An 18,341-nucleotide genomic window follows, 5' to 3' on the forward strand; every position below is an offset into this window, starting at 1 on the left:
CTCAGCTCCGCTTCAGTTTCGGGTCGAGCGCGTCGCGAAGCCCGTCGCCCATCAGGTTGATCGCCAGCACCGAGACCAGGATGGCGAGGCCGGGGAAGGTCACCACCCACCAGGCGCGCAGGATGAACTCGCGCGCCTCGGCCAGCATGGTGCCCCATTCCGAGGCCGGCGGCTGCGCGCCCATGCCGAGGAAACCCAGCGCGGCGGAGTCGAGCACCGCCGAGGAGAAGCTCAGCGTCGCCTGCACGATCAGGGGCGCCAGGCAGTTGGGCAGGATGGTCCTGAACATCAGCCGCAGGTTCGACGCCCCGGCCACCTTGGCGGCGGTGACGTATTCGCGCGCCTTTTCCCCCATCACCGCGGCGCGGGTCAGGCGGGCGAAATGCGGCTGGTAGACGATGGCGATGGCGATCATCGCATTGGTCAGCCCCGGCCCCAGCACCGCGACCAGCACCAGCGCCAGCAGCAGCGAGGGGAAGGCCAGCACCACGTCCATGACCCGCATGATGACGGTGTCCACCCAGCCGCCGAAGAAGCCGGCGACAAGCCCGATGATGATGCCGCCGGTCAGCGCGATGGCGACGACGACGATGCCGATGAACAGCGAATATTGCGCGCCGTAGATCAGCCGCGACAGGATGTCCCGGCCCACGGCATCGGTGCCGAGCAGGAAGCCGGCCCGGCCGCCCTCTTGCCAGATCGGCGGCACCAGCAGCGCGCTGCGGTATTGCTGGGTGGGGTCATGCGGCGCGATCAGCGGGGCGAATACGGCGGTCAGCACCAGCAGGACGAAGACGACGAGGCCGATCACCGCGCCGCGGTTCTGGCTGAAGTAGAACCAGAACTCGCGCAGCATCCGGCGGCGGATGGCCGCGTCCGAGATCTTGACGGTGGTATCGGTCATTTGTGCCGGATCCTCGGGTTGATGAGACCATAGGTCAGGTCGACGATCAGGTTCACGATCATCACGATGGCGGCGATCAGCAGCAGGCCCGACTGCACCACCGGATAGTCGCGGCGCGAGATCGAATCGATCATCCACTTGCCGATGCCGGGCCAGGAAAAGATCGTCTCGGTCAGGATGGCGCCGGCCATCAGCACGCCGATCTGCAAGCCGATGGTGGTGATGACCGGGATCATGGCGTTGCGCAGCGCATGCACGCCGATCACCCGGCGCGGCGACAGGCCCTTGGCGCGGGCGGTGCGCACGTAATCCTCGCCCATCACCTCAAGCATGGCCGAGCGGGTCTGGCGGGCGATCACCGCCAGCGGAATGGTCGCCAGCACGATCGAGGGCAGGATCAGGTGGCTGAACGCTGAGGCGAAGGCGCCCTTCTGCCCCGAGATCAGGCTGTCGATCAGCATGAAGCCGGTCACCGGCGGAAAGAAATACATCAGCGAGATGCGGCCCGAGACCGGCGTCCAGCCCAGCACGCCGGAAAACAGGATGATGAGCAGAAGCCCCCACCAGAAGATCGGCATCGAGAACCCGACCAGCGCCGCGGTCATCGAGAACTGGTCGAACCAGCTGCCGCGCTTGATCGCCGCTATCACGCCCACCGGCACGCCGATCACCGTGGCCAGGACGATGGCCACCAGGCCAAGCTCGACCGTGGCCGGGAACAGCGCCAGGAACTCGGTCAGCACCGGCTTCTTGGTCACCAGCGAATTGCCCAGGTCGCCCTGAAGCAGATTGCCGAGATAGTGCAGATATTGCTGCCAGACCGGCTTGTCATAGCCAAGCTGCGCCGCAATCTGGGCATAACGCTCGGGCGAGACGCCGCGCTCGCCGGCCATCAGCAGCACCGGGTCGCCCGGCAGCAGGCGAATGAAGCCGAAGGCCACCAGCGTGATCCCGATCATCGTCGGGACCAGGTAAAGCAGTTTCTTGAGGATGAATCTGAGCATCGAACCCTAACCTAAGGGCCGTGCAGAGAAAATTCCCTGCACGGCCGCGATAGTTTCAGTCCGGGACCGGCCTTATTCGGTCAGGTCCACGGTGTCGAAGGCATAGTCGCCCAGCGGCGACTGCACGAAGCCGGTCACGTTCTTGGCCATCGGCACATATTGCGTCGAATGCGCCAGCGTGGCCCAGGGCGCCTCGCGCTTGAAGATGAGCTGCGCTTCTTCGTAAAGCTTCACGCGCTCGTCATGGTCCGAGCTGGCCTTGGCCTTCGCCAGCAGGTCCGAGAACTCCTGGTTGCACCAGAAGGCGCGGTTCGCCCCGCCCGGATTGGCCGAAGCGCAGGACAGCAGGACCGACAGGAAGTTGTCCGGATCGCCGTTGTCGCCGGTCCAGCCCAGGATGACGGCGCCCTTGCGGCCCTCTTCCATCGATTTCTTCAGGTATTCGCCCCATTCGTAGCTGACGATGTCCACCTTGACGCCGACCTTGGCGAAATCGCTCTGGATCAGTTCGGCGGCGCGGCGGGCGTTGGGCATGTAGGGACGCTGCACCGGCATCGCCCAGATCTCCATGCTCAGGTTCTGGACGCCGGCTTCCTCGAGCATCTGCTTGGCCGCGTCGGGATCGTAGGCGTCGTCCTCGACCGCGTCGTTATAGGACCACATGGTCGGCGGGATCGGGTTCTTGGCGACCTCGGCATTGCCTTGATAGACGGCGTCGATCATCGCCTGCTTGTCCATCGCCATGTTCAGCGCCTTGCGGACCTGCGGATTGTCGAAGGGCGCGACGGTGGTGTTATAGGCCAGATAGCCGACGTTCAGGCCGGGCTGCTCGTCCAGCTTGAGGTTCGGGTCGGCCCGGATCTCGTCCAGGTCGGCGGGCGCGGGATAGGGCATCAGGTGGCATTCGCCGGCCTTGAGCTTTTGCAGCCGCACCGAGGCGTCGGGGGTGATGGCAAAGACCAGGTCGTCGATCTTGGGCGCCTCGCCCCAGTAATCGGCGTTCTTCTGGTAGCGGATCACCGCGTCCTTCTGATAGGCGACGAAGCGGAACGGGCCGGTGCCGATGGGGGCGTTGTTCAGGTCCTCGCGGGTGCCGGCGGCGTCCAGCGCATCGGCATATTCCTTCGAGACGATCGAGACGAAAGGCATCGCCACGTTGGCGAGGAACGGCGCCTCGGGCTGGTTGAGGGTGAATTTCACCGTGTGGTCGTCGACCTTCTCGATGGACTTGATCAGCTTGTCCATCTCCATCGAGGAATAATATTCGTAGGTGATGCCGGGGATGTATTCGTGCCAGGGGTGGTCGGCGCTGGCCTGGCGCTCGAAGGTGAAGATCACGTCATCGGCGTTGAAGTCGCGCGAGGGCGTGAACTTGTCGTTGGAATGGAACTTCACGCCCTGGCGCAGGTGGAAGGTGTATTCCAGACCGTCCTCGGACACGTCCCAGCTTTCCGCCAGCGCCGGCTCGATCTCGGTCGTGCCGGGCTTGAACTGCACCAGGCGGTTGTAGATGGCATGGCCCGAGGCGTCGAAGGTGGTGCCGGCGGTATAGGGCGCCGCGTCGAAACCCTCGGGCGAGCCTTCCGAGCAATAGACGAATGTCTTGGCATGCAACGGCGCGGCGGCCATCAGCGCAAAGGCCGACGCCGCGAGCATGCGGGTGGAGAAGAACGACATAATGCCTCCCATGTCTAGAGATATTCCCTGACCTGATGCAAACGAATCTGCCTGACAGGTCAAGTGCTCTGCCGGGTCTTGTCGTCATTTTGCCGCAATGACGCTGCGAAACGCCGTAAACTTTGGCCGATTTACGGCGTTTCGCCGGCAGGCATGAGAGAGCAGAGGCCGAAGGCACGCCCGAAAGCGGGCTGGACCGCCCGGTTCAGGCGTTGTCGCGCTCCCATATCCAGGCGTGGTCGGGATGATTCTCGTAACGCCATTTGCGGATCGGTCCGGCCATGACGTTCAGGTAATACATCTCGTAGCCATAGGGCACGCCGCAGGGGTGGTGGCCGCGCGGCACCAGCACGACATCGTGGTTCCTGACCGCCATGGTCTCGTCCAGGCTGCCGTCGTCGGTAAAGACCCGCTGGATGCCGTAGCCCTGCGGCGGATTCAGCCGGTGGTAATAGGTCTCCTCCAGATAGGTCATGCGGGGAAAGTCGTCCTCGTCATGGCGATGCGGCGGATAGCTCGACCAGTTCCCTTCCGGGGTAAAGACCTCGGTCACCAGCAGGCTGTCGCAGTAATCCTCGGCCTCCATGGCGATGTTGTTGATGAAGCGGGTATTGGCGCCCTGCCCGCGCCGGGTCAGCGCGATGCCCTCGGGGCCGATGCGGCGGGCGGGATGGCCGCCCTTGCCGGGGGCGAGGCAAACGGCCAGCGTCAGCGGCGTCACGGCCTCGGCCCGCCAGTCGCTGCCGTCGGGCAGATAGAGGCAATGCGGCGGGGTCTTTTCGAACACGTCCAGCCGTTCGCCCATCTCGCCCCAGTCCCGGCCGGCGCCGGCGATGCGGGCCTTGCCCTCGACGATCACCAGGATCGCCTCCATGCCGCCGGTATGGCCCTCGGCCACTTCGCCGGGCCCGAGCCGCCAGAGGTCGAAGCCGACATGGGACCAACCCGCGCCTTCGGGGGTGATGTGATGGACAAGACCGTGCTGGCCGGCCGGTTTGCGCAAGAGAGTCATCGGTCCTCGCTGCGATTCAGGAAAAGCGTGACGAAAAGATAGACCCCCGCCGCGCCGAACAGGATCGCCCAGAAGACCGAGCCGCTGGCGGCCTCGAACCCCGCCCAGAGCAGCGGCAGCAGGACGCAGAGGACACGGACCCAAAGCGGGCGGAAGAACGGGTGTTGGGGATCGACCAGCATGGCACCAGCCTAGTGCAGCCCGGCGGCACGCGCCATATCCTTGAGCGATTTCAGCCCAAGCGACTGGTATTCCAGCGGGTTGCGCTTGCCGGGGTCCTGCTCGGCCTCGATCACCAGCCAGCCGTCATAGCCGGCCTCGGCCAGGATCTTCAGCAGCGGCTGGAAGTCGATGGCGCCCTCGGGATCGCCCGGCACGGTGAAGGCCCCGGCCAGCACGCCCTGCAGGAAGCTCATGTCCCGGGCGCGCACTTCCTCGGTCACGGCGCGGCGGATGTTCTTGGCATGGAAATGCGCCACCCGGCCGACATGCTTCCTCAGCACCGCCTCGGGATCGCCGCCGCCGAAGGTGCAATGCCCGGCATCGAACAGCAGATGCGTCGCCGGCCCGGTCGCGGCCATGAAGGCGTCGATCTCCTCGGGGCTTTCGACCACGGTGCCCATGTGGTGGTGATAGGCCAGCGTGATGCCCTGCCCCGCCAGATACTGCGCGAATTCCTCCATCCTGCGGCCGAACGCCGCCATCTCGGCGGGCGTCAGGCGCGGCCGGGCATTGACCGGCACGTCGGGCCGGCCATGCACGGTGTTCGAGCATTCGCAGGCGATGCAGACCTTGCAGCCATTGGCCTTGAGCTTGGCCAGATGCCCCTGCACCGCCGCGATCTCCTCCTCGACCGAGCGGGTCAGCAGCGCGGTCGAATACCAGCCCGAGATGAATTTCAGCCCGTAGCGGCCCAGGAGTTCCTTGAGCGCCAGCGGTTCGTCGGGCCAGCGATGGCCGTTCTCGATGCCGTCGAAGCCGATGAGCTGGCCCGCCTCGTGCAGGATCTGCTCGGTCGGGATATCGGCGCCGATCGACTGGTCGTCGTCATTGGCCCAGGCGATGGGATTGGTTCCGAAAAGGATCATGGGTCGAGCCTCAATTGACAAGCCGCTGTTTTCGCAGCCAGGTTTCATATGTCTTGCGGGCGGCCCTCAGCCTGTCGCTCTGGCCGACCTCGGGAACGGCGACGTCCCACCAGCCGCCGCCGATCCCGGCGCCGGTCAGGGCCTCGGTGTCGATCACGATCACGCTGGGGATGTCGCGGCCGCGCGCGGCACGGATCGCGGATTCGAGCGCGGCGATGCCCGAGACCTTCTCGGCATGCGCCCCCATGCTGGCGGCATGGGCGACGAAGTCGATCTGCGGCTCCTCGACTAGGTTCGAGCTGGCATACATGTTGTTGAATTCCTCGCCGCCGCATTCCTGCTGCAGCCGGTTGATGCAGCCATAGCCCCGGTTGTCGGTCAGCACCACGGTGAAGGGCACCTTCAGCATGACGGCCGTCGCCAGCTCGCTGTTGGCCATCATGTAGCTGCCGTCGCCGACCATGCAGACCACCTCGGCTTTGGGCCGGGCCATGGCGATGCCTAGCGCGCCGGCCACCTCGTAGCCCATGCAGCTATAGCCGTATTCCATGTGATAGCCGCCGGGGGTGGCGCGCCACAGCACCTGCAGCGCGCCGGGCATGGTGCCGGCCGCGCACATCACCACGGTGTTCTCGCCGGCGACGCGCTGCACCGCGCCGATCACCTGCGCATCCGAGGGCGGCCCGTCATGGTTCGGCGCCGCCATGGCCTTGTCGGCCAGCGCGAACCAGTCGGCGCGCGGCCGCAGATCCGGCTCGGCGAAGCGATGCGCGCCAAGCGCCGCGCCGATCCGCTCCAGCGCCACCCGGGCATCCGCCACCAGCGGCACCGCGCCGTGCTTCGCCGCGTCATAGCCCGTGAGGTTGATCGAGACCAGCCGCCGCCCCGGATTGGCGAAGGCGGCCCAGGAGCCGGTGGTGAAATCCTGGAACCGCGTCCCGACCCCGATGATCAGGTCGGCCCGCGCACAGGCGGCATTGCCGGCATCGGTGCCGGTGACGCCGGGAGAGCCGAGGTTCAACTCCTCGCGCCAGTCGACGGCGCCCTTGCCGGCCTGGGTCTCGACCAGGGGAATGCGGTGGCGCCTGGCGAAATCCAGCAGCGCGGCCTCGGCCCCGGAATAAATCACGCCGCCGCCCGAAACGATCACCGGCCGCTCGGCCTTGCGGATCAGCGCGACGATCTCGGCCAGCTCGGCCGCGTCCGGCTCGGGCCGGCGGATGCGCCAGACCCTGGGCGCAAAGAACGCCGCGGGCCAGTCCCAGGCCTCGGCCTGCACGTCCTGGCAGAAGGCCAGCGTCACCGGTCCGCAATTCGCCGGATCGGTCATCACCTGCATGGCGCGCGGCAGCGCGGTCAGCAGATGCTCGGGCCGCGAGATGCGGTCGAAATAGCGGCTGACCGGCCGGAAGCAGTCATTGGCCGAAACGGTGCCGTCGCCGAAATCCTCGATCTGCTGCAGCACCGGATCGGGGCGGCGGCTGGCAAAGACATCGCCCGGGATCAGCAGCAGCGGCAGGCGGTTCACATGCGCCAGCGCCGCGGCGGTCACCATATTGGTCGCCCCCGGCCCGATGGAGCTCGTCACCGCCATGGCGCGCCGGCGCTTCTTGGTCTTGGCCCAGGCGATGGCGGCATGGGCCATGGTCTGTTCGTTCTGGCCGCGCAGCGTCGGCAGGGCGTCGCCGATGCCATGCAGCGCCTCGCCGATCCCGGCGACATTGCCATGGCCGAAGATCGCCCAGACCGCCTCGATGAAACGCTCGCCCTCCTCGGTCATCTGCACCGACAGCCAGCGCATCATCGCCTGCGCGGCGGTCAGCCGGATCGTCTCGCTCATGCCTCTCCTCCTCGGCGCGTGCCGGCGCCCGTGACTTCTTTCTTGTGCAAATATCCCGGGGTGAATTGGCCGCAGGCCAAGAGGGGCAGAGCCCCTCCGCCGCCGGTGCCGGGCGCCCCGCTCATGCCGCCGCCTCGGCGCCGGCCCGGGCCCGGTCCCAAAGCGCGCAAAGCCGGCCAAAGCGCCGCCGCATCTCGGCCACGGCCTCGGCATCGCTGCGGCGCCCGGCCAGCCAGTCGCCCGCCACCTCGGCGAAGATCGTCCGGCCGACGGCAAAGCCGCGCACCAGTTCGTGCTTCGCCGCCTTCTCGAAACTGGCCGCCAGCTCGGCCTCCGGCGCCTCCAGCCCCAGCACCACGATGCCGCGCAGCCAGGGATCATGCGCCCGGATCGTCTCCACCGCCTGCTGCCAGGCGGCATCGGACCGCAGCGGCTCGAGCTTCCACCAGTCGGGATAGACGCCGATCTCGTACCAGCGCCGGATCAGCGCCGCCGTGGTTCCGTCATCCACCGGCCCGACCTTCGAGGGAATGATCTCCAGCAGGAATTCCAGGTCATTGGCCCGCGCGGCCTGATAAAGCCGGGTGACCGTCGCCTCCTGATCGGCGCGCATCGCCGCATCGTCCTCGGGATGGCAGAAGCACAGCACCTTGACCACCTGCCCCGCCGGCCATTCCATCAGCCCCTGGCAGGCCGCGCCCAGCTCCGGCTCCAGCCGCAGGGGACGCGAGCCCGGCCATTCGCAGGGCCGCCCGACCCAGAGCCCGGTGCCCGCCGCCGCATGCAGCGCCGCCCGTCCCAGCCGGTCGTCGCACAGGATGCCATAGCCCGGGCGGCCGTCCTGCACCTCCAGCGCGGCCTGCAGGCAGAGCTGCTTGAAGGCGCCGATCCGTTCCGGGGTCGCACCCTCCATCTCTTCCAGCTGCATGCGGTGGTCGAAGGCGAAGGCGCGGATGTCGCCCTCCAGGGGATGCAGGTTGGTGGCGCGGTGGATGCGCTCCAGCGCCGCATCCTTGCGCAGCGCCCGCTCGCGGATGCCGCGGCGCAGGAAGAACTCCAGCTCGGCCAGCGAGGGATAGGCGGGCGTGCAGCCGTGGCGGCTGACGGCGAAGGCGCCGCAGGCATTGGCGTATTCCAGCGCCCGCGGCCAGCTCTCGCCGTCGAGCCAGCCCTTGAGCAGCCCCGACATGAAGCCGTCCCCGGCACCGAGCACGTTGAAGACCTCGATCGGGAAGCCCGGCCCGGTCTCGCCGCTGTCCCAGCCCTCGACGGCGCCGGTGAAGGCCACGGCCCCCGCCGCCCCGCGCTTGCAGACCAGCACCGCGGGCGTGACGGCGCGCACGGCGCGCAGCGCCGCCAGCGTGTCGGTCGAGCCGCCGGCGATGTGGAACTCCTCCTCGGTGCCGACGATCAGGTCGAAAAGCGGCAGATGCGCCTGCAGCTTCGCCGTCACCGTGTCGCTGGCGATGAAGCGGTTCTCGCCGTCGCCATGGCCCGAGAGCCCCCAGAGATTCGGGCGATAGTCGATATCCAGCGCCGTCTGCGCCCCGTGTCTGCGCGCGAGATGCAGCGCCTTCAGCACCGCGGCCTCGGTGCGCGGATGGCTCAGATGCGTGCCGGTGGCGACCACGGAACGCGCCTGCGCGATCAGGTCCTCGTCGATGTCGTCCTCGCACAGCGCCATGTCGGCGCAGTTCTCGCGATAGAAGATCAGCGGAAAGCTGTCCTCGTCGCGGATGCCCAGCAGCACCAGCGCCGTCAGCCGCTCGGGATCGGTCGCGACGCCGCGCAGGTCCACCCCCGCGCGCGCCAGCTCCTCGCGCAGGAAGCGGCCCATATGCTCGTCGCCGACCCGGGTGATCAGGGCCGAGCGCAGCCCCAGCCGCGCCGTGCCGCAGGCCATGTTGGTCGGAGAGCCGCCGACATATTTGCTGAAGGACCGCATGTCCTCGAGCCGACCGCCGACCTGCGCGCCATAAAGATCGACCGAGCTGCGGCCGATGGTGATCACGTCCAGCGTCCTGGTCATCCCCTGGCCTCCACGGGTTCCGAGACCGCCGCCCGCAGATGGTCCATGCTGGCGCGCAGCGCGGTTTCGATATCCTCCAGCGCATGGACCTCGGGGGCGAAGGGCTCGAAGCTGACCGGGCCGTCGTAGCCGTCCGCCAGCAGTGCCCGCAGCTGCGCGACGTTCTCCAGCCGGTCGTCGGCATCGACCAGCAGGCGATGGCCGTCCAGCATCGCCGCGACCGCCAGCGACGGATCGGTCACGCCCGAGACATGCACGAGCCCGGTGCGATGCGGGAAGAATTCCGTCTCGCCCGCCAGATGGTGGTGGAAGCTGTCATGCAGCAGGCGGAAGGCGTCGAACCCGCCGGCCTCGGTGATGGCGGCGACGGCCTCGGCCTTGCGGCGCAGCGCGCTTTGCGGAAAGCCCAGCGGCTCGACCAGCCCTATCAGCCCGCGCGGCTGCAGAATGGCGCGCAGCCGGTCCAGCGCCGCCACCGTCTCGGAATGGGCGATCTCGGTGCCGTCGTTCAGCGGACAGAGCACCAGCGCCTGCGCCCCTGCCCCGGCGGCGAAATCGGCCAGCCGCTCGGCGCGGGCGGCGAGGTCCTCGCTCCAGCGGTTGAAGGGATAGAGCGCATTGACCGACAGGATCGAGACCCCGGCCTCCGCGGCCATGCGGGCGATCTCGGCCGGGGCCTGGCCGGTCACGTCGGGCAGGTCGTTGCGGATCTCGACGTCGGTGCAGCCGAGGCGGCGGGCCAGGGCGAAGAACTCGGCCAGCGAAAGCCGGGGGGCGACGATATGGTTCAGGGCGAAGCGCATGGCGGACCTCAGGCGTAAAGGGCGGGACGGGGGGGCAGTTCGATCCTGACGGACTGGCCTTCGGATTCCTGGGCGGCGACGCAGGCATCGGCGGTGACGGCGGCGACATAGCCGTCCCAGGCGGTCGGGCCGGCGGCGGTGCCCTCGGCCGCCGCTTTCAGGAAATCGGCCAGTTCGTAGTCGTAGCTGTCGATGAAGCGGTCCTTCCAGTCCATCAGGATCGGCTGGCCCAGCACGGCGCCCGAGCGGGTCTGGATGCTCATCGGCTCGGGCAGCTTGGCGGTGCCGTCCTCGCCGACGATCTCGCACTGGATGTCATAGCCGTAATGGCAGTTCACGAAGATCTCGACATAGATCACCACGCCCTTGGCGGTTTCCAGCACCACCACCTGCGGGTCGCGCAGCTTTTCATGGGCGCGGGGCGATTTGCGCGGGAAGAACACCCGGGCGCTGACATAGTCGTCGTCCAGCAGCCAGCGCAGCACGTCGATCTCGTGGATCAGCGTGTCGTGGATCGCCATCGGGGTCTGGTAATTCTCGCCCACCCGCGGGTTGCGATGCGCGGCATGGACCATCAGCGGCGCGCCGGTCACCTCTCCCACCGCCTTTTTCAGCGCGACATAGCCGGGGTCATAGCGGCGCATGAAGCCGACCTGCACCAGCCGCTTGCCGGCGGCCTGCTCGGCCTCGACGATGCGGCGCGCGCCCTCGGCGGTGGTGGCCAGCGGCTTTTCGCAAAAGCACGGCTTGCCGGCGGCGATGGCGGCCAGCACGTATTCCTCATGCGTCTGGCCCCAGGAACAGACGAGGATCGCGTCCACATCCGCATCCCGGATCAGCGCATGCGGGTCGTCGAAGATCCGCGCCTCGGGGGCATGGTCGCGCTGGCAGGCTTCGGCATTGGCGCGGTTCACGTCGTTCAGGGCGGTGACCCGTGCACCGGCCAGCACCCGGTTGATGCGCCGGGTGTGGTCCTGGCCGATGGCGCCGGTGCCGATCACTCCGATCTTCAGGGTCATGGTCATTTGCTCCAATAGGTGTCGATGTAGCGTTGCATTTCGCTGCGCATGAATTTTCCGGACTGGTCGGCGCGGTCCTCCCAGGCAAAGACGCAGGCGGTCATGATGCCGTCGAAGCCGATCTCGGCCAGGGTGCCGAAGAAGTCGTCCCAGGGCACCTCGCCCTGGCCGATGTCGAGATGCTGGTGGATGCGCGCCTGCGTGCCCGGCGGGTTCAGGATATAGCGCAGGCCCGAGCTGGCCTTGTGGTTGAAGGTATCGCCGACATGGACATGCGCCAGCACGTCGGCGGCCTCGCGCAGCATCGCCCGGGTGTCGTCGCCGAAATAGAAGGTATGCGGCGCGCAATAGAGAAACTTCACCCGCGGCGAGTTCACCGTGCGGATGATGTCGAGCGCCGGTTGCAGCGTCTCGCACCAGTCCTCGGGATGCGGCTCGACATGCAGGTTGATGCCCTCGCGCTCGAAGATCGGCACCAGCTCTTCCATGCTGCGCCACCAGGCGTCCTCGCAGGACTCGATCATGCTGCCGGTGTGGCAGCAATAGCAGCTGCCCTTGTCGGGATGCGGGCCGCGGCCGAATTCGCTGTTCATGGTGTCCACGCCCAGCTCGACGGCGATCTCGATGGCGCGCTTCCAGTGCCTGACGGCGGCCTGACGCTCGGTCTCGTCGTTCGAGGCCCAGCGATACATCGGCAAGAGGCTGGCGATGCCGACCTCGGCATCCTTCAGCGCCTGCTTCAGCGCCTTGATGCGGTCGGGAAAGACGCGCGGGGCCTTGAACCATTCCAGGAAATCGCCGCGCGGGCTCAGCTCGATCCAGTCGTAGCCGAGCTCCTTGACCTTGGCGGGGATCTGTTCCAGCGGCAGGTGGCGGTGCATGAAGGGGTCTATGGCGATTTTCATGGCGTCCTCAGAAGGTGACGGGCCGGCCGGTCTCGGCAGAGCGGGCCATGCCGTGGATGATGCGTTCGATGGTCAGCCCATCGGTGAAGTCGGGCCAGGCGCGGGCGGTGCCGGCGATGGCCTGGCGCAGCATTTCCGCCTCGACCACCTTCTGCTCGTTGAAGCCGAAATTATGGCCGGGGGCCGGGCAGAAGGCGGCGAAGCCGGGCTGCGCCGGACCGGTCAGGATGCGGCGGAAGCCATCCGCCTGCGCCTCGCCGGGCTGGTAGAGCCACAGCTCGTTCATCCGCTCCTGGTCGAAGCGCAGCGTGCCCTCGGTGCCCTGCACCTCCCAGGCCAGCCGGCAGCGATAGCCGCGCGCCACCCGCGAGCAGGAGAATTCGCCCGAGGCGCCCGAGGCGAAGCGGACCAGCGCCTGGGCCTGGTCCTCGTTCTCGACCGGGGCCGTGCCGCCCTGGTGCGGCCGCCGGGCGATCACCGTGTCCATCTGCGCCTGGACCCGCGCCACCGGCCCCATCAGCGCCAGCATGACGGAAACCAGATGGCAGCCCAGATCCCCCAGCGCGCCCAATCCGCCTTCGGCACGGGTTAGCCGCCAGCTCCAGGGCAGCTGCGGATCGGCCATGTAATCCTCGTCATAGATGCCGCGGAAATGGACCGGCCGGCCGATGGCGCCCGAGGCCACCATGTCCGCGGCGGCGCGGAAGGCGGGCGAGCGGGTATAGTTGTAGCCCAGGATGGTGACGCGGCCCGAGGCGCGGGCGGCGGCCTCCATCGCCTCGGCATCCGCGACGCTCAGCGCCATGGGCTTTTCCAGCCAGACATGCTTGCCCGCCGCCAGCGCCGCCTCGGCCATCTGGCGATGCATGCCGTTCGGCGTGGCGATCGAGACCACATCGACGGCCGGATCGCCGACCGCCGCGCGCCAGTCATCGGTGGCGCGGGCAAAGCCGAAGGCGGCGGCGAGTCCGGCGGCCTTGTCGGCGGGCGTGTCGGCCAGAACCTCCAGCCGGGGCGGCAGGCCGCCGAAGGCGGTGGCGAGGTTGCGCCAGGCCATCGCGTGGCACTTTCCCATGAACCCGGTGCCGATCAGGGCGACACCGAGGGATTTCTCCGTTGCGGTCATCGGGCTTACTCGTCTTTCGGGAGGGTCTCGGGGGTGACGGGTCCGGAGGGCGACCGGATATTGCGCCTGGGCGCTCCGTTCCCTGCCGGTGCCATCAGGGTCAGGCCTTTCATCATCGGCCCCCTCACGCCTTCTTGCGCTTCTTCTGGCGATAGACGTCGGCGACGACGGCGGCGACGATGATGACGCCCTTGATCATCTCCTGATAATAGGCGTCGAGCCGCAGGAAGGTGAAACCCGAGATGATGACGCCAAAGATCACCATGCCGATCATCGTCCCCAGGATCGAGCCGCGGCCGCCGGTCAAGGACACCCCGCCGATCACCGCCATGGCGATGGCGTCGAGCTCGTACATCGTGCCCATGCCGGCCTGCGCCGTCAGGCCACGCGCCGCGACCACGATCCCGGCCAGCGCCGACAGCAGCCCGGCGATGGCATAGATCTTGACCAGCTGGCGCTCGACATTGATGCCCGAGACGCGGGCGGCCTGCGGGTTGGCGCCGATGGCATAGGTGAACTTGCCATAGCGGGTGTAGCGCAGCGCGACATGGAAGATCAGCGCCACCACCAGGAAGATGAGCACCGGCATCATGCCCCGGCCGATGGCGGCGAAACCGTCCGAGGGGAAGCTGATCGGCTGGCCCTTGGTATACCATTTCGCAAAGCCGCGCGCCGTCACCATCATGCCCAGCGTGGCGATGAAGGGCGGAATTTTCGTATAGGCGATCAGCGCGCCGTTGATGGTGCCGCAAAGCAGCCCGAAGATCAGCCCCGCCGCGACCGGCACCACCACCGGCAGGCCGGTCAGGTCGGGATAGATCGCCCGCTCGTATCCCGCCGCCTGCGCGAGGCTCATCGAGATCATCGCCGTGGCGCCGACGATGGAGCCCGAACTGAGGTCGATGCCGCCCGAGATGATGACCTGGGTCACGCCGATGGCGATGATCCCCACCACCGAGACCTGCAGGATCATGATGGACAGCCGTTGCCAGTTGCCCAGGAAGCTCTGCCCCTGCATGATCCAACCCAGGATCTCGAAGGTCAGGCTGATGCCGACCAGGACCAGAAGGATGTTGAGTTCCGCCATCATCGGGCGGTGGCGGCGCGGTGCGGCGGCCATGCTTGCGTCTGACATGGGTTCCTCTCGTTACTTGGCGGCCAGCGACATGATCTTGACCTGATCGGCCTCGGCCCGGTCGAGGAAGCCCGACACATGGCCTTCGTGCATGACCATGATGCGGTCGCTCATTCCCAGCACCTCGGGCATTTCCGAGGAAATCATGATGACGGCCACGCCCTGCGCGGCCAGGTTGGTGATGAGGCGGTGGATTTCCGCCTTGGCGCCGACGTCGATGCCGCGCGTGGGTTCGTCCAGGATCAGGATGCGGGGCTCGGTCAGAAGCCAGCGCGCGATCAGGAGCTTCTGCTGGTTGCCGCCCGACAGGTTCTCGACCGCCTCGTGCAGGCTCGGCGTCTTGACCCGCAGCTTCCGGGCCATGTCCTCGGCCTTGGCGGTGATGGCCTTGCGGTCGATGAAGCCGTTCTTCACATGGCTCTGGGTGATCAGCGCCGTCTGGATGTTTTCGAGGCAGTCGAGGATCAGGAAGCAGCCGCTTTCCTTGCGGTCCTCGGTCAGGAAGGCCATGCCATGCGCCATGGCGTCCGAGGGGCAGGTGATCCGCACGTGCCGCCCGTCGATCAGCACGTCGCCGATGGGCGCGGGATGCACGCCGAAGATCGCCTCGGCCACGTTCGAGCGTTTCGAGCCGACGAGCCCGGCGATGCCCAGGATCTCGCCCTTGCGGACCTCGAAGCTGACGTCGTGGAACACGCCCGGCAGGGTCAGGTTGCGGACCTCCAGGATGGTCTCGCCGATCGCGCAGTCGATCTTGGGGAACATCTCGGTGATCTCGCGGCCGACCATCATGCGGATGATGTCGTCGCGGGTCACGCTGCTCGACGGATGCGTGCCGACATATTTGCCGTCGCGGAAGACGGTGAACTCGTCGGCGATCTCGAACAGCTCGCTCATCTTGTGGGTGATGTAGACGATGCCGATGCCGCGCGATTTCAGGTCGCGGATGATGGCGAACAGATGCGCCACCTCGGCCTCGGTGATGGCGCTGGTCGGTTCGTCCATGATCAGCACGTCGGAATTGTAGCTGACCGCCTTGGCGATCTCGACCATCTGCTTCTGCGCCACGGTCAGCTCGCTGACCTGCTGGTCGGGGTCCAGCCGGATGTTCAGCCGGCCCAGAAGATCGGCGGTCATCTGCCGCATGCGGGTGTGATCGACAAGCCCGACGCGGTTCAGCGGCTCGCGGCGGATCCAGATGTTCTCGGCCACCGTCATCCAGTTCATCAGGTTCAGTTCCTGGTGGATCATGGCGATGCCCGAGTTCAGCGCGTCGAGCGGCGTCTTGATGTCCAGCGGCTGGCCGGCAAAGCGCACCTCGCCGCCATCGGGGGTGTAGACCCCGGCGATGATCTTCATCAGCGTGGACTTGCCGGCGCCGTTCTCGCCCATCAGCGCGTGGACGGTGCCGGGGCGGATCTTCAGCTGCACCCCGTCGAGCGCCTTCACGCCCGGAAACTCCTTGGTGATGTTGTCGACTTCCAGAATGTATTCGCCCTGCCAGGCGCTGGTCCGGTCAAGCATCGGCTTCCCCCTGTCTTGATCGGGCGGGGCCAGGACGGCCCCGCCGCAAGGCTCAGTTCCTGGAGAGGAACTCGTCCAGGTTCTCGGGGGTGACGAGCTGGAAGGGCACATAGACCTTCTGCTCGACCGGCTCGCCCCGGGCAAGCTTCAGCGCCGTCTCGACCGCGCCCTGGCCCTGCCCGGCCGCGTCCTGGAACACGGTCACGTCCAGATCGCCGGCCTTCATCGCCGCCAGCGCGTCCTGCGTCGCGTCGATGCCGCCGATCACCACGTCATCCATCGGACGCCCCGCCGATTTCAGCGCCTGGATGGCGCCGATCGCCATCTCGTCATTGTTCGAGATCACCGCGTCGAATTCGGTTCCGGCGGAAAGCCAGTTGCTCAGCAGATCGGCGCCCTGGGTGCGCGACCAGTTCGCGGTCTGCTCCTGCACGATGGTGATGAAGCCGCAATCCGGCGTCGCCAGCACGTCCTTGATGTCCTGGGTCCGCATTCGCGCCGCCTGGTTCGACAGCTCGCCCATCAGCACCACGGCCTTGGCCTCGGTCTTGCCCTGCTCCTTGAGCAGGCGGCAGATCTCCTGCGTCTGCAGGGTGCCGGATTCCTTTTCGTCCGAGGCGACGAAGGCCTGCTTCTCGGGCAGGCTGTCCAGGTTCACCGGCTGGCGGTTGACAAAGACCAGCGGGATGCCCGCGTTCTGGGCCGCCGCGCTCATCGCGATGGTGGCGTCGGTATCCACCGGGTTCACGATGATCGCATCGACGCCCGAGGCGACGAAATTCTCGATCTGGTTCAGCTGCTTGCCGACGTCGTTCTGCGCGTCGTCGATCTGGATGGTCACGCCGTCCAGCGAAGCCGCATGCTCCTGCATGCCGTTGCGCAGCACGGTCAGGAAATTGTCGTCGAACAGCGCCATGGTCACGCCGATATTCTCGGCCATGGCCGCGCCCGAGACCGAAACGGCGCAGGCGGTCGTCAGCAGAAATGCTCTCATCCTTGTCCTCCCCTATCTGTTCCGCAGGCCCCCGGCCCGCCTGGGAGCGGCGCAGTCAGAACGCGATCCCGCTCCCGCAAACCGGCCCGCGCTATCCTCCTCCGCGGACCGTGAGGGAGATTTCCGCCAGAAAGCGATTCTGGTCAAACGGTTTGAGATAATTTTTCCATCATGGATGATATAAAAAGATCGGATTATGATGGTTTTCCATCATCGGCAATCACAAACTCTCGGGCGTGACGACCAGCGAGGTGACGAAACGCTGGCCGGGATTCTCGGCCATGCCATGTTCCAGCACATGCGCCGCGGCGCTGAGCAGGTCCGCCGCCAGCGGCTGCAGGGGCGTCGCCAGCACCACCGAGACCACGCCCTGCAAAAGCCCCTGCCGCGATTCCGGTGTGAGCTCGTTCACGATCAGCGCCACCTTGCCGCCCAGGCCCAGCTCCTGGATGGCGGCGATGGCGCCCTCCATGCCGCCGCCGGCGCAATAGATGCCGGCCAGGTCCGGATGGCGAGAGGCGATCTCCAGCGTCGTCTCATAGGTCAGCTGCCGGGTTTCCAGGTTGATCATCGTCTCCAGGAAGGCGATTTCCGGCGCGTATTCGCGGAAATAGCTGCGAAAACCCGCCTCGCGCAGGTCATGGCCGTGAAAGCGGTGGCCGCCGATGAACAGCGCCAGCTTGCCCGGATGGCGCATGATGCGATGCATCAGCCAGGCCGCGGTGCGCCCGGTCTTGAGGTTGTTGGTGCCCAGATAGGCCTCGCGCACCCCGGCGGCAAAGTCGGACAGCAGCGAGAACACCGGGATGCCGCGCCCGCGGAGCATGGCCACGGCCGAGGTGACGTCGTGATGATCGACGCCGGTCGCCGCCACGGCCTGCACCTTGCCGGCCATGCCGGCAATGGTTTCGGCGAAGTCGGCCGGCGACTGGCCGGGAGAGAAGCGGATGCTGAGCCGCCAGCGACGCAGCGGATCATGGCGCGCGGCTTCTTCGATGCGGGCGGCGAAGTCCTGATAGAAGGCATGGCGCTCCTTTTGCAGGACCACGCCCAGATGCAGCTCGGGCACATGCGCCAGCGCCCGGGCCCGGATGGCCGGCGCAGCGTGATAGCCGACCGCCTCGGCCGCCTCGGACACCTTGCGCGCGGTTTCCTCGCGCACCTTGGCCCGGCCGTTCAGCACGCGATCCACCGTCGCCACGCTGACACCGGCCGCCTTGGCCACATCCTCGATCGTCGGACGCCCTGCCATGTTTCCCCTCATCCTCTTGATGGGAATCG

Annotated in this window: 16 protein-coding genes; all 16 read right to left on the reverse strand. The window is 67.2% G+C overall.

What is annotated here, in order from left to right; all coding sequences use genetic code 11:
• Position 1 precedes the first annotated feature (1 nt).
• Entirely contained in the window at positions 2–904 is a 903-nt protein-coding gene (locus LOS78_RS13550) for an ABC transporter permease subunit (protein WP_230377093.1), read from the reverse strand.
• Complete coding sequence (locus LOS78_RS13555) at positions 901–1,908, reverse strand: ABC transporter permease subunit (RefSeq protein WP_028713773.1); 1,008 nt, start codon at positions 1,906–1,908, stop codon at positions 901–903. Before LOS78_RS13555 ends, LOS78_RS13550 begins: the two co-directional genes overlap by 4 nt.
• Positions 1,909–1,980: 72 nt before the next feature.
• Positions 1,981–3,585, reverse strand: coding sequence for an ABC transporter substrate-binding protein (locus LOS78_RS13560; protein WP_230377094.1), 1,605 nt, complete (start codon positions 3,583–3,585; stop codon positions 1,981–1,983).
• Positions 3,586–3,790: 205 nt separating this feature from the next.
• A complete protein-coding gene (gene iolB / locus LOS78_RS13565) occupies positions 3,791–4,597 on the reverse strand; it encodes a 5-deoxy-glucuronate isomerase (protein ID WP_230377096.1) in 807 nt (268 codons plus the stop codon).
• Positions 4,594–4,779 (reverse strand): hypothetical protein, encoded by a 186-nt coding sequence (locus LOS78_RS13570; RefSeq protein WP_230377097.1) that lies wholly within the window; start codon positions 4,777–4,779, stop codon positions 4,594–4,596. The genes iolB and LOS78_RS13570 overlap by 4 nt, the downstream gene beginning before the upstream one ends.
• A 9-nt stretch (positions 4,780–4,788) precedes the next feature.
• Positions 4,789–5,685 (reverse strand): myo-inosose-2 dehydratase, encoded by an 897-nt coding sequence (iolE, locus tag LOS78_RS13575; protein ID WP_028713769.1) that lies wholly within the window; start codon positions 5,683–5,685, stop codon positions 4,789–4,791.
• Positions 5,686–5,695: 10 nt separating this feature from the next.
• Complete coding sequence (iolD, locus tag LOS78_RS13580; protein WP_230377098.1) at positions 5,696–7,525, reverse strand: 3D-(3,5/4)-trihydroxycyclohexane-1,2-dione acylhydrolase (decyclizing); 1,830 nt, start codon at positions 7,523–7,525, stop codon at positions 5,696–5,698.
• Positions 7,526–7,646: 121 nt separating this feature from the next.
• On the reverse strand, positions 7,647–9,554 hold the full coding sequence (gene iolC / locus LOS78_RS13585; protein WP_230377099.1) for a 5-dehydro-2-deoxygluconokinase: 1,908 nt from the start codon (positions 9,552–9,554) through the stop codon (positions 7,647–7,649).
• Positions 9,551–10,357, reverse strand: coding sequence for a TIM barrel protein (locus LOS78_RS13590; protein ID WP_230377100.1), 807 nt, complete (start codon positions 10,355–10,357; stop codon positions 9,551–9,553). Before LOS78_RS13590 ends, iolC begins: the two co-directional genes overlap by 4 nt.
• Positions 10,358–10,365: 8 nt before the next feature.
• Positions 10,366–11,376, reverse strand: coding sequence for a Gfo/Idh/MocA family protein (locus tag LOS78_RS13595; RefSeq protein ID WP_028713765.1), 1,011 nt, complete (start codon positions 11,374–11,376; stop codon positions 10,366–10,368).
• Between the two features lie 2 nt (positions 11,377–11,378).
• Entirely contained in the window at positions 11,379–12,281 is a 903-nt protein-coding gene (locus LOS78_RS13600; protein ID WP_230377101.1) for a sugar phosphate isomerase/epimerase family protein, read from the reverse strand.
• Between the two features lie 7 nt (positions 12,282–12,288).
• Positions 12,289–13,407 (reverse strand): Gfo/Idh/MocA family protein, encoded by a 1,119-nt coding sequence (locus LOS78_RS13605; RefSeq protein WP_028713763.1) that lies wholly within the window; start codon positions 13,405–13,407, stop codon positions 12,289–12,291.
• A gap of 124 nt (positions 13,408–13,531) precedes the next feature.
• Positions 13,532–14,542 carry an ABC transporter permease gene (locus tag LOS78_RS13610; RefSeq protein ID WP_051416297.1) on the reverse strand — a complete coding sequence of 337 codons (1,011 nt, stop codon included), beginning with the start codon at positions 14,540–14,542 and terminating at the stop codon, positions 13,532–13,534.
• A 12-nt stretch (positions 14,543–14,554) separates the two neighbouring features.
• The gene (locus LOS78_RS13615; RefSeq protein ID WP_230377102.1) at positions 14,555–16,066 is read right to left on the reverse strand and encodes a sugar ABC transporter ATP-binding protein; all 1,512 of its coding nucleotides are present in this window, start codon (positions 16,064–16,066) and stop codon (positions 14,555–14,557) included.
• Between the two features lie 52 nt (positions 16,067–16,118).
• The gene (locus tag LOS78_RS13620) at positions 16,119–17,060 is read right to left on the reverse strand and encodes a sugar ABC transporter substrate-binding protein (RefSeq protein ID WP_028716806.1); all 942 of its coding nucleotides are present in this window, start codon (positions 17,058–17,060) and stop codon (positions 16,119–16,121) included.
• 220 nt (positions 17,061–17,280) lie between these two features.
• Positions 17,281–18,312, reverse strand: a complete 1,032-nt coding sequence (locus tag LOS78_RS13625; RefSeq protein ID WP_028713759.1) for a LacI family DNA-binding transcriptional regulator — start codon at positions 18,310–18,312, stop codon at positions 17,281–17,283.
• Between the last annotated feature and the right edge of the window lie 29 nt (positions 18,313–18,341).

Origin of the sequence: Paracoccus sp. MA (genome assembly GCF_020990385.1) — a bacterium.
Classification (GTDB): Bacteria; Pseudomonadota; Alphaproteobacteria; order Rhodobacterales; family Rhodobacteraceae; genus Paracoccus.

Bases quoted from the DNA above. Each gene is read 5' to 3' on its own strand.
- LOS78_RS13570 (WP_230377097.1), bottom strand. From the start codon at position 4,779: ATGCTGGTCGATCCCCAACACCCGTTCTTCCGCCCGCTTTGGGTCCGT.
- LOS78_RS13605 (WP_028713763.1), bottom strand. From the start codon at position 13,407: ATGACCGCAACGGAGAAATCCCTCGGTGTCGCCCTGATCGGCACCGGG.
- LOS78_RS13555 (WP_028713773.1), bottom strand. From the start codon at position 1,908: ATGCTCAGATTCATCCTCAAGAAACTGCTTTACCTGGTCCCGACGATG.
- iolD (WP_230377098.1), bottom strand. From the start codon at position 7,525: ATGAGCGAGACGATCCGGCTGACCGCCGCGCAGGCGATGATGCGCTGG.
- iolB (WP_230377096.1), bottom strand. From the start codon at position 4,597: ATGACTCTCTTGCGCAAACCGGCCGGCCAGCACGGTCTTGTCCATCAC.
- LOS78_RS13550 (WP_230377093.1), bottom strand. From the start codon at position 904: ATGACCGATACCACCGTCAAGATCTCGGACGCGGCCATCCGCCGCCGG.
- LOS78_RS13620 (WP_028716806.1), bottom strand. From the start codon at position 17,060: ATGAGAGCATTTCTGCTGACGACCGCCTGCGCCGTTTCGGTCTCGGGC.
- LOS78_RS13625 (WP_028713759.1), bottom strand. From the start codon at position 18,312: ATGGCAGGGCGTCCGACGATCGAGGATGTGGCCAAGGCGGCCGGTGTC.
- LOS78_RS13560 (WP_230377094.1), bottom strand. From the start codon at position 3,585: ATGTCGTTCTTCTCCACCCGCATGCTCGCGGCGTCGGCCTTTGCGCTG.
- LOS78_RS13590 (WP_230377100.1), bottom strand. From the start codon at position 10,357: ATGCGCTTCGCCCTGAACCATATCGTCGCCCCCCGGCTTTCGCTGGCC.
- iolE (WP_028713769.1), bottom strand. From the start codon at position 5,685: ATGATCCTTTTCGGAACCAATCCCATCGCCTGGGCCAATGACGACGAC.
- LOS78_RS13610 (WP_051416297.1), bottom strand. From the start codon at position 14,542: ATGTCAGACGCAAGCATGGCCGCCGCACCGCGCCGCCACCGCCCGATG.
- iolC (WP_230377099.1), bottom strand. From the start codon at position 9,554: ATGACCAGGACGCTGGACGTGATCACCATCGGCCGCAGCTCGGTCGAT.
- LOS78_RS13615 (WP_230377102.1), bottom strand. From the start codon at position 16,066: ATGCTTGACCGGACCAGCGCCTGGCAGGGCGAATACATTCTGGAAGTC.
- LOS78_RS13595 (WP_028713765.1), bottom strand. From the start codon at position 11,376: ATGACCCTGAAGATCGGAGTGATCGGCACCGGCGCCATCGGCCAGGAC.
- LOS78_RS13600 (WP_230377101.1), bottom strand. From the start codon at position 12,281: ATGAAAATCGCCATAGACCCCTTCATGCACCGCCACCTGCCGCTGGAA.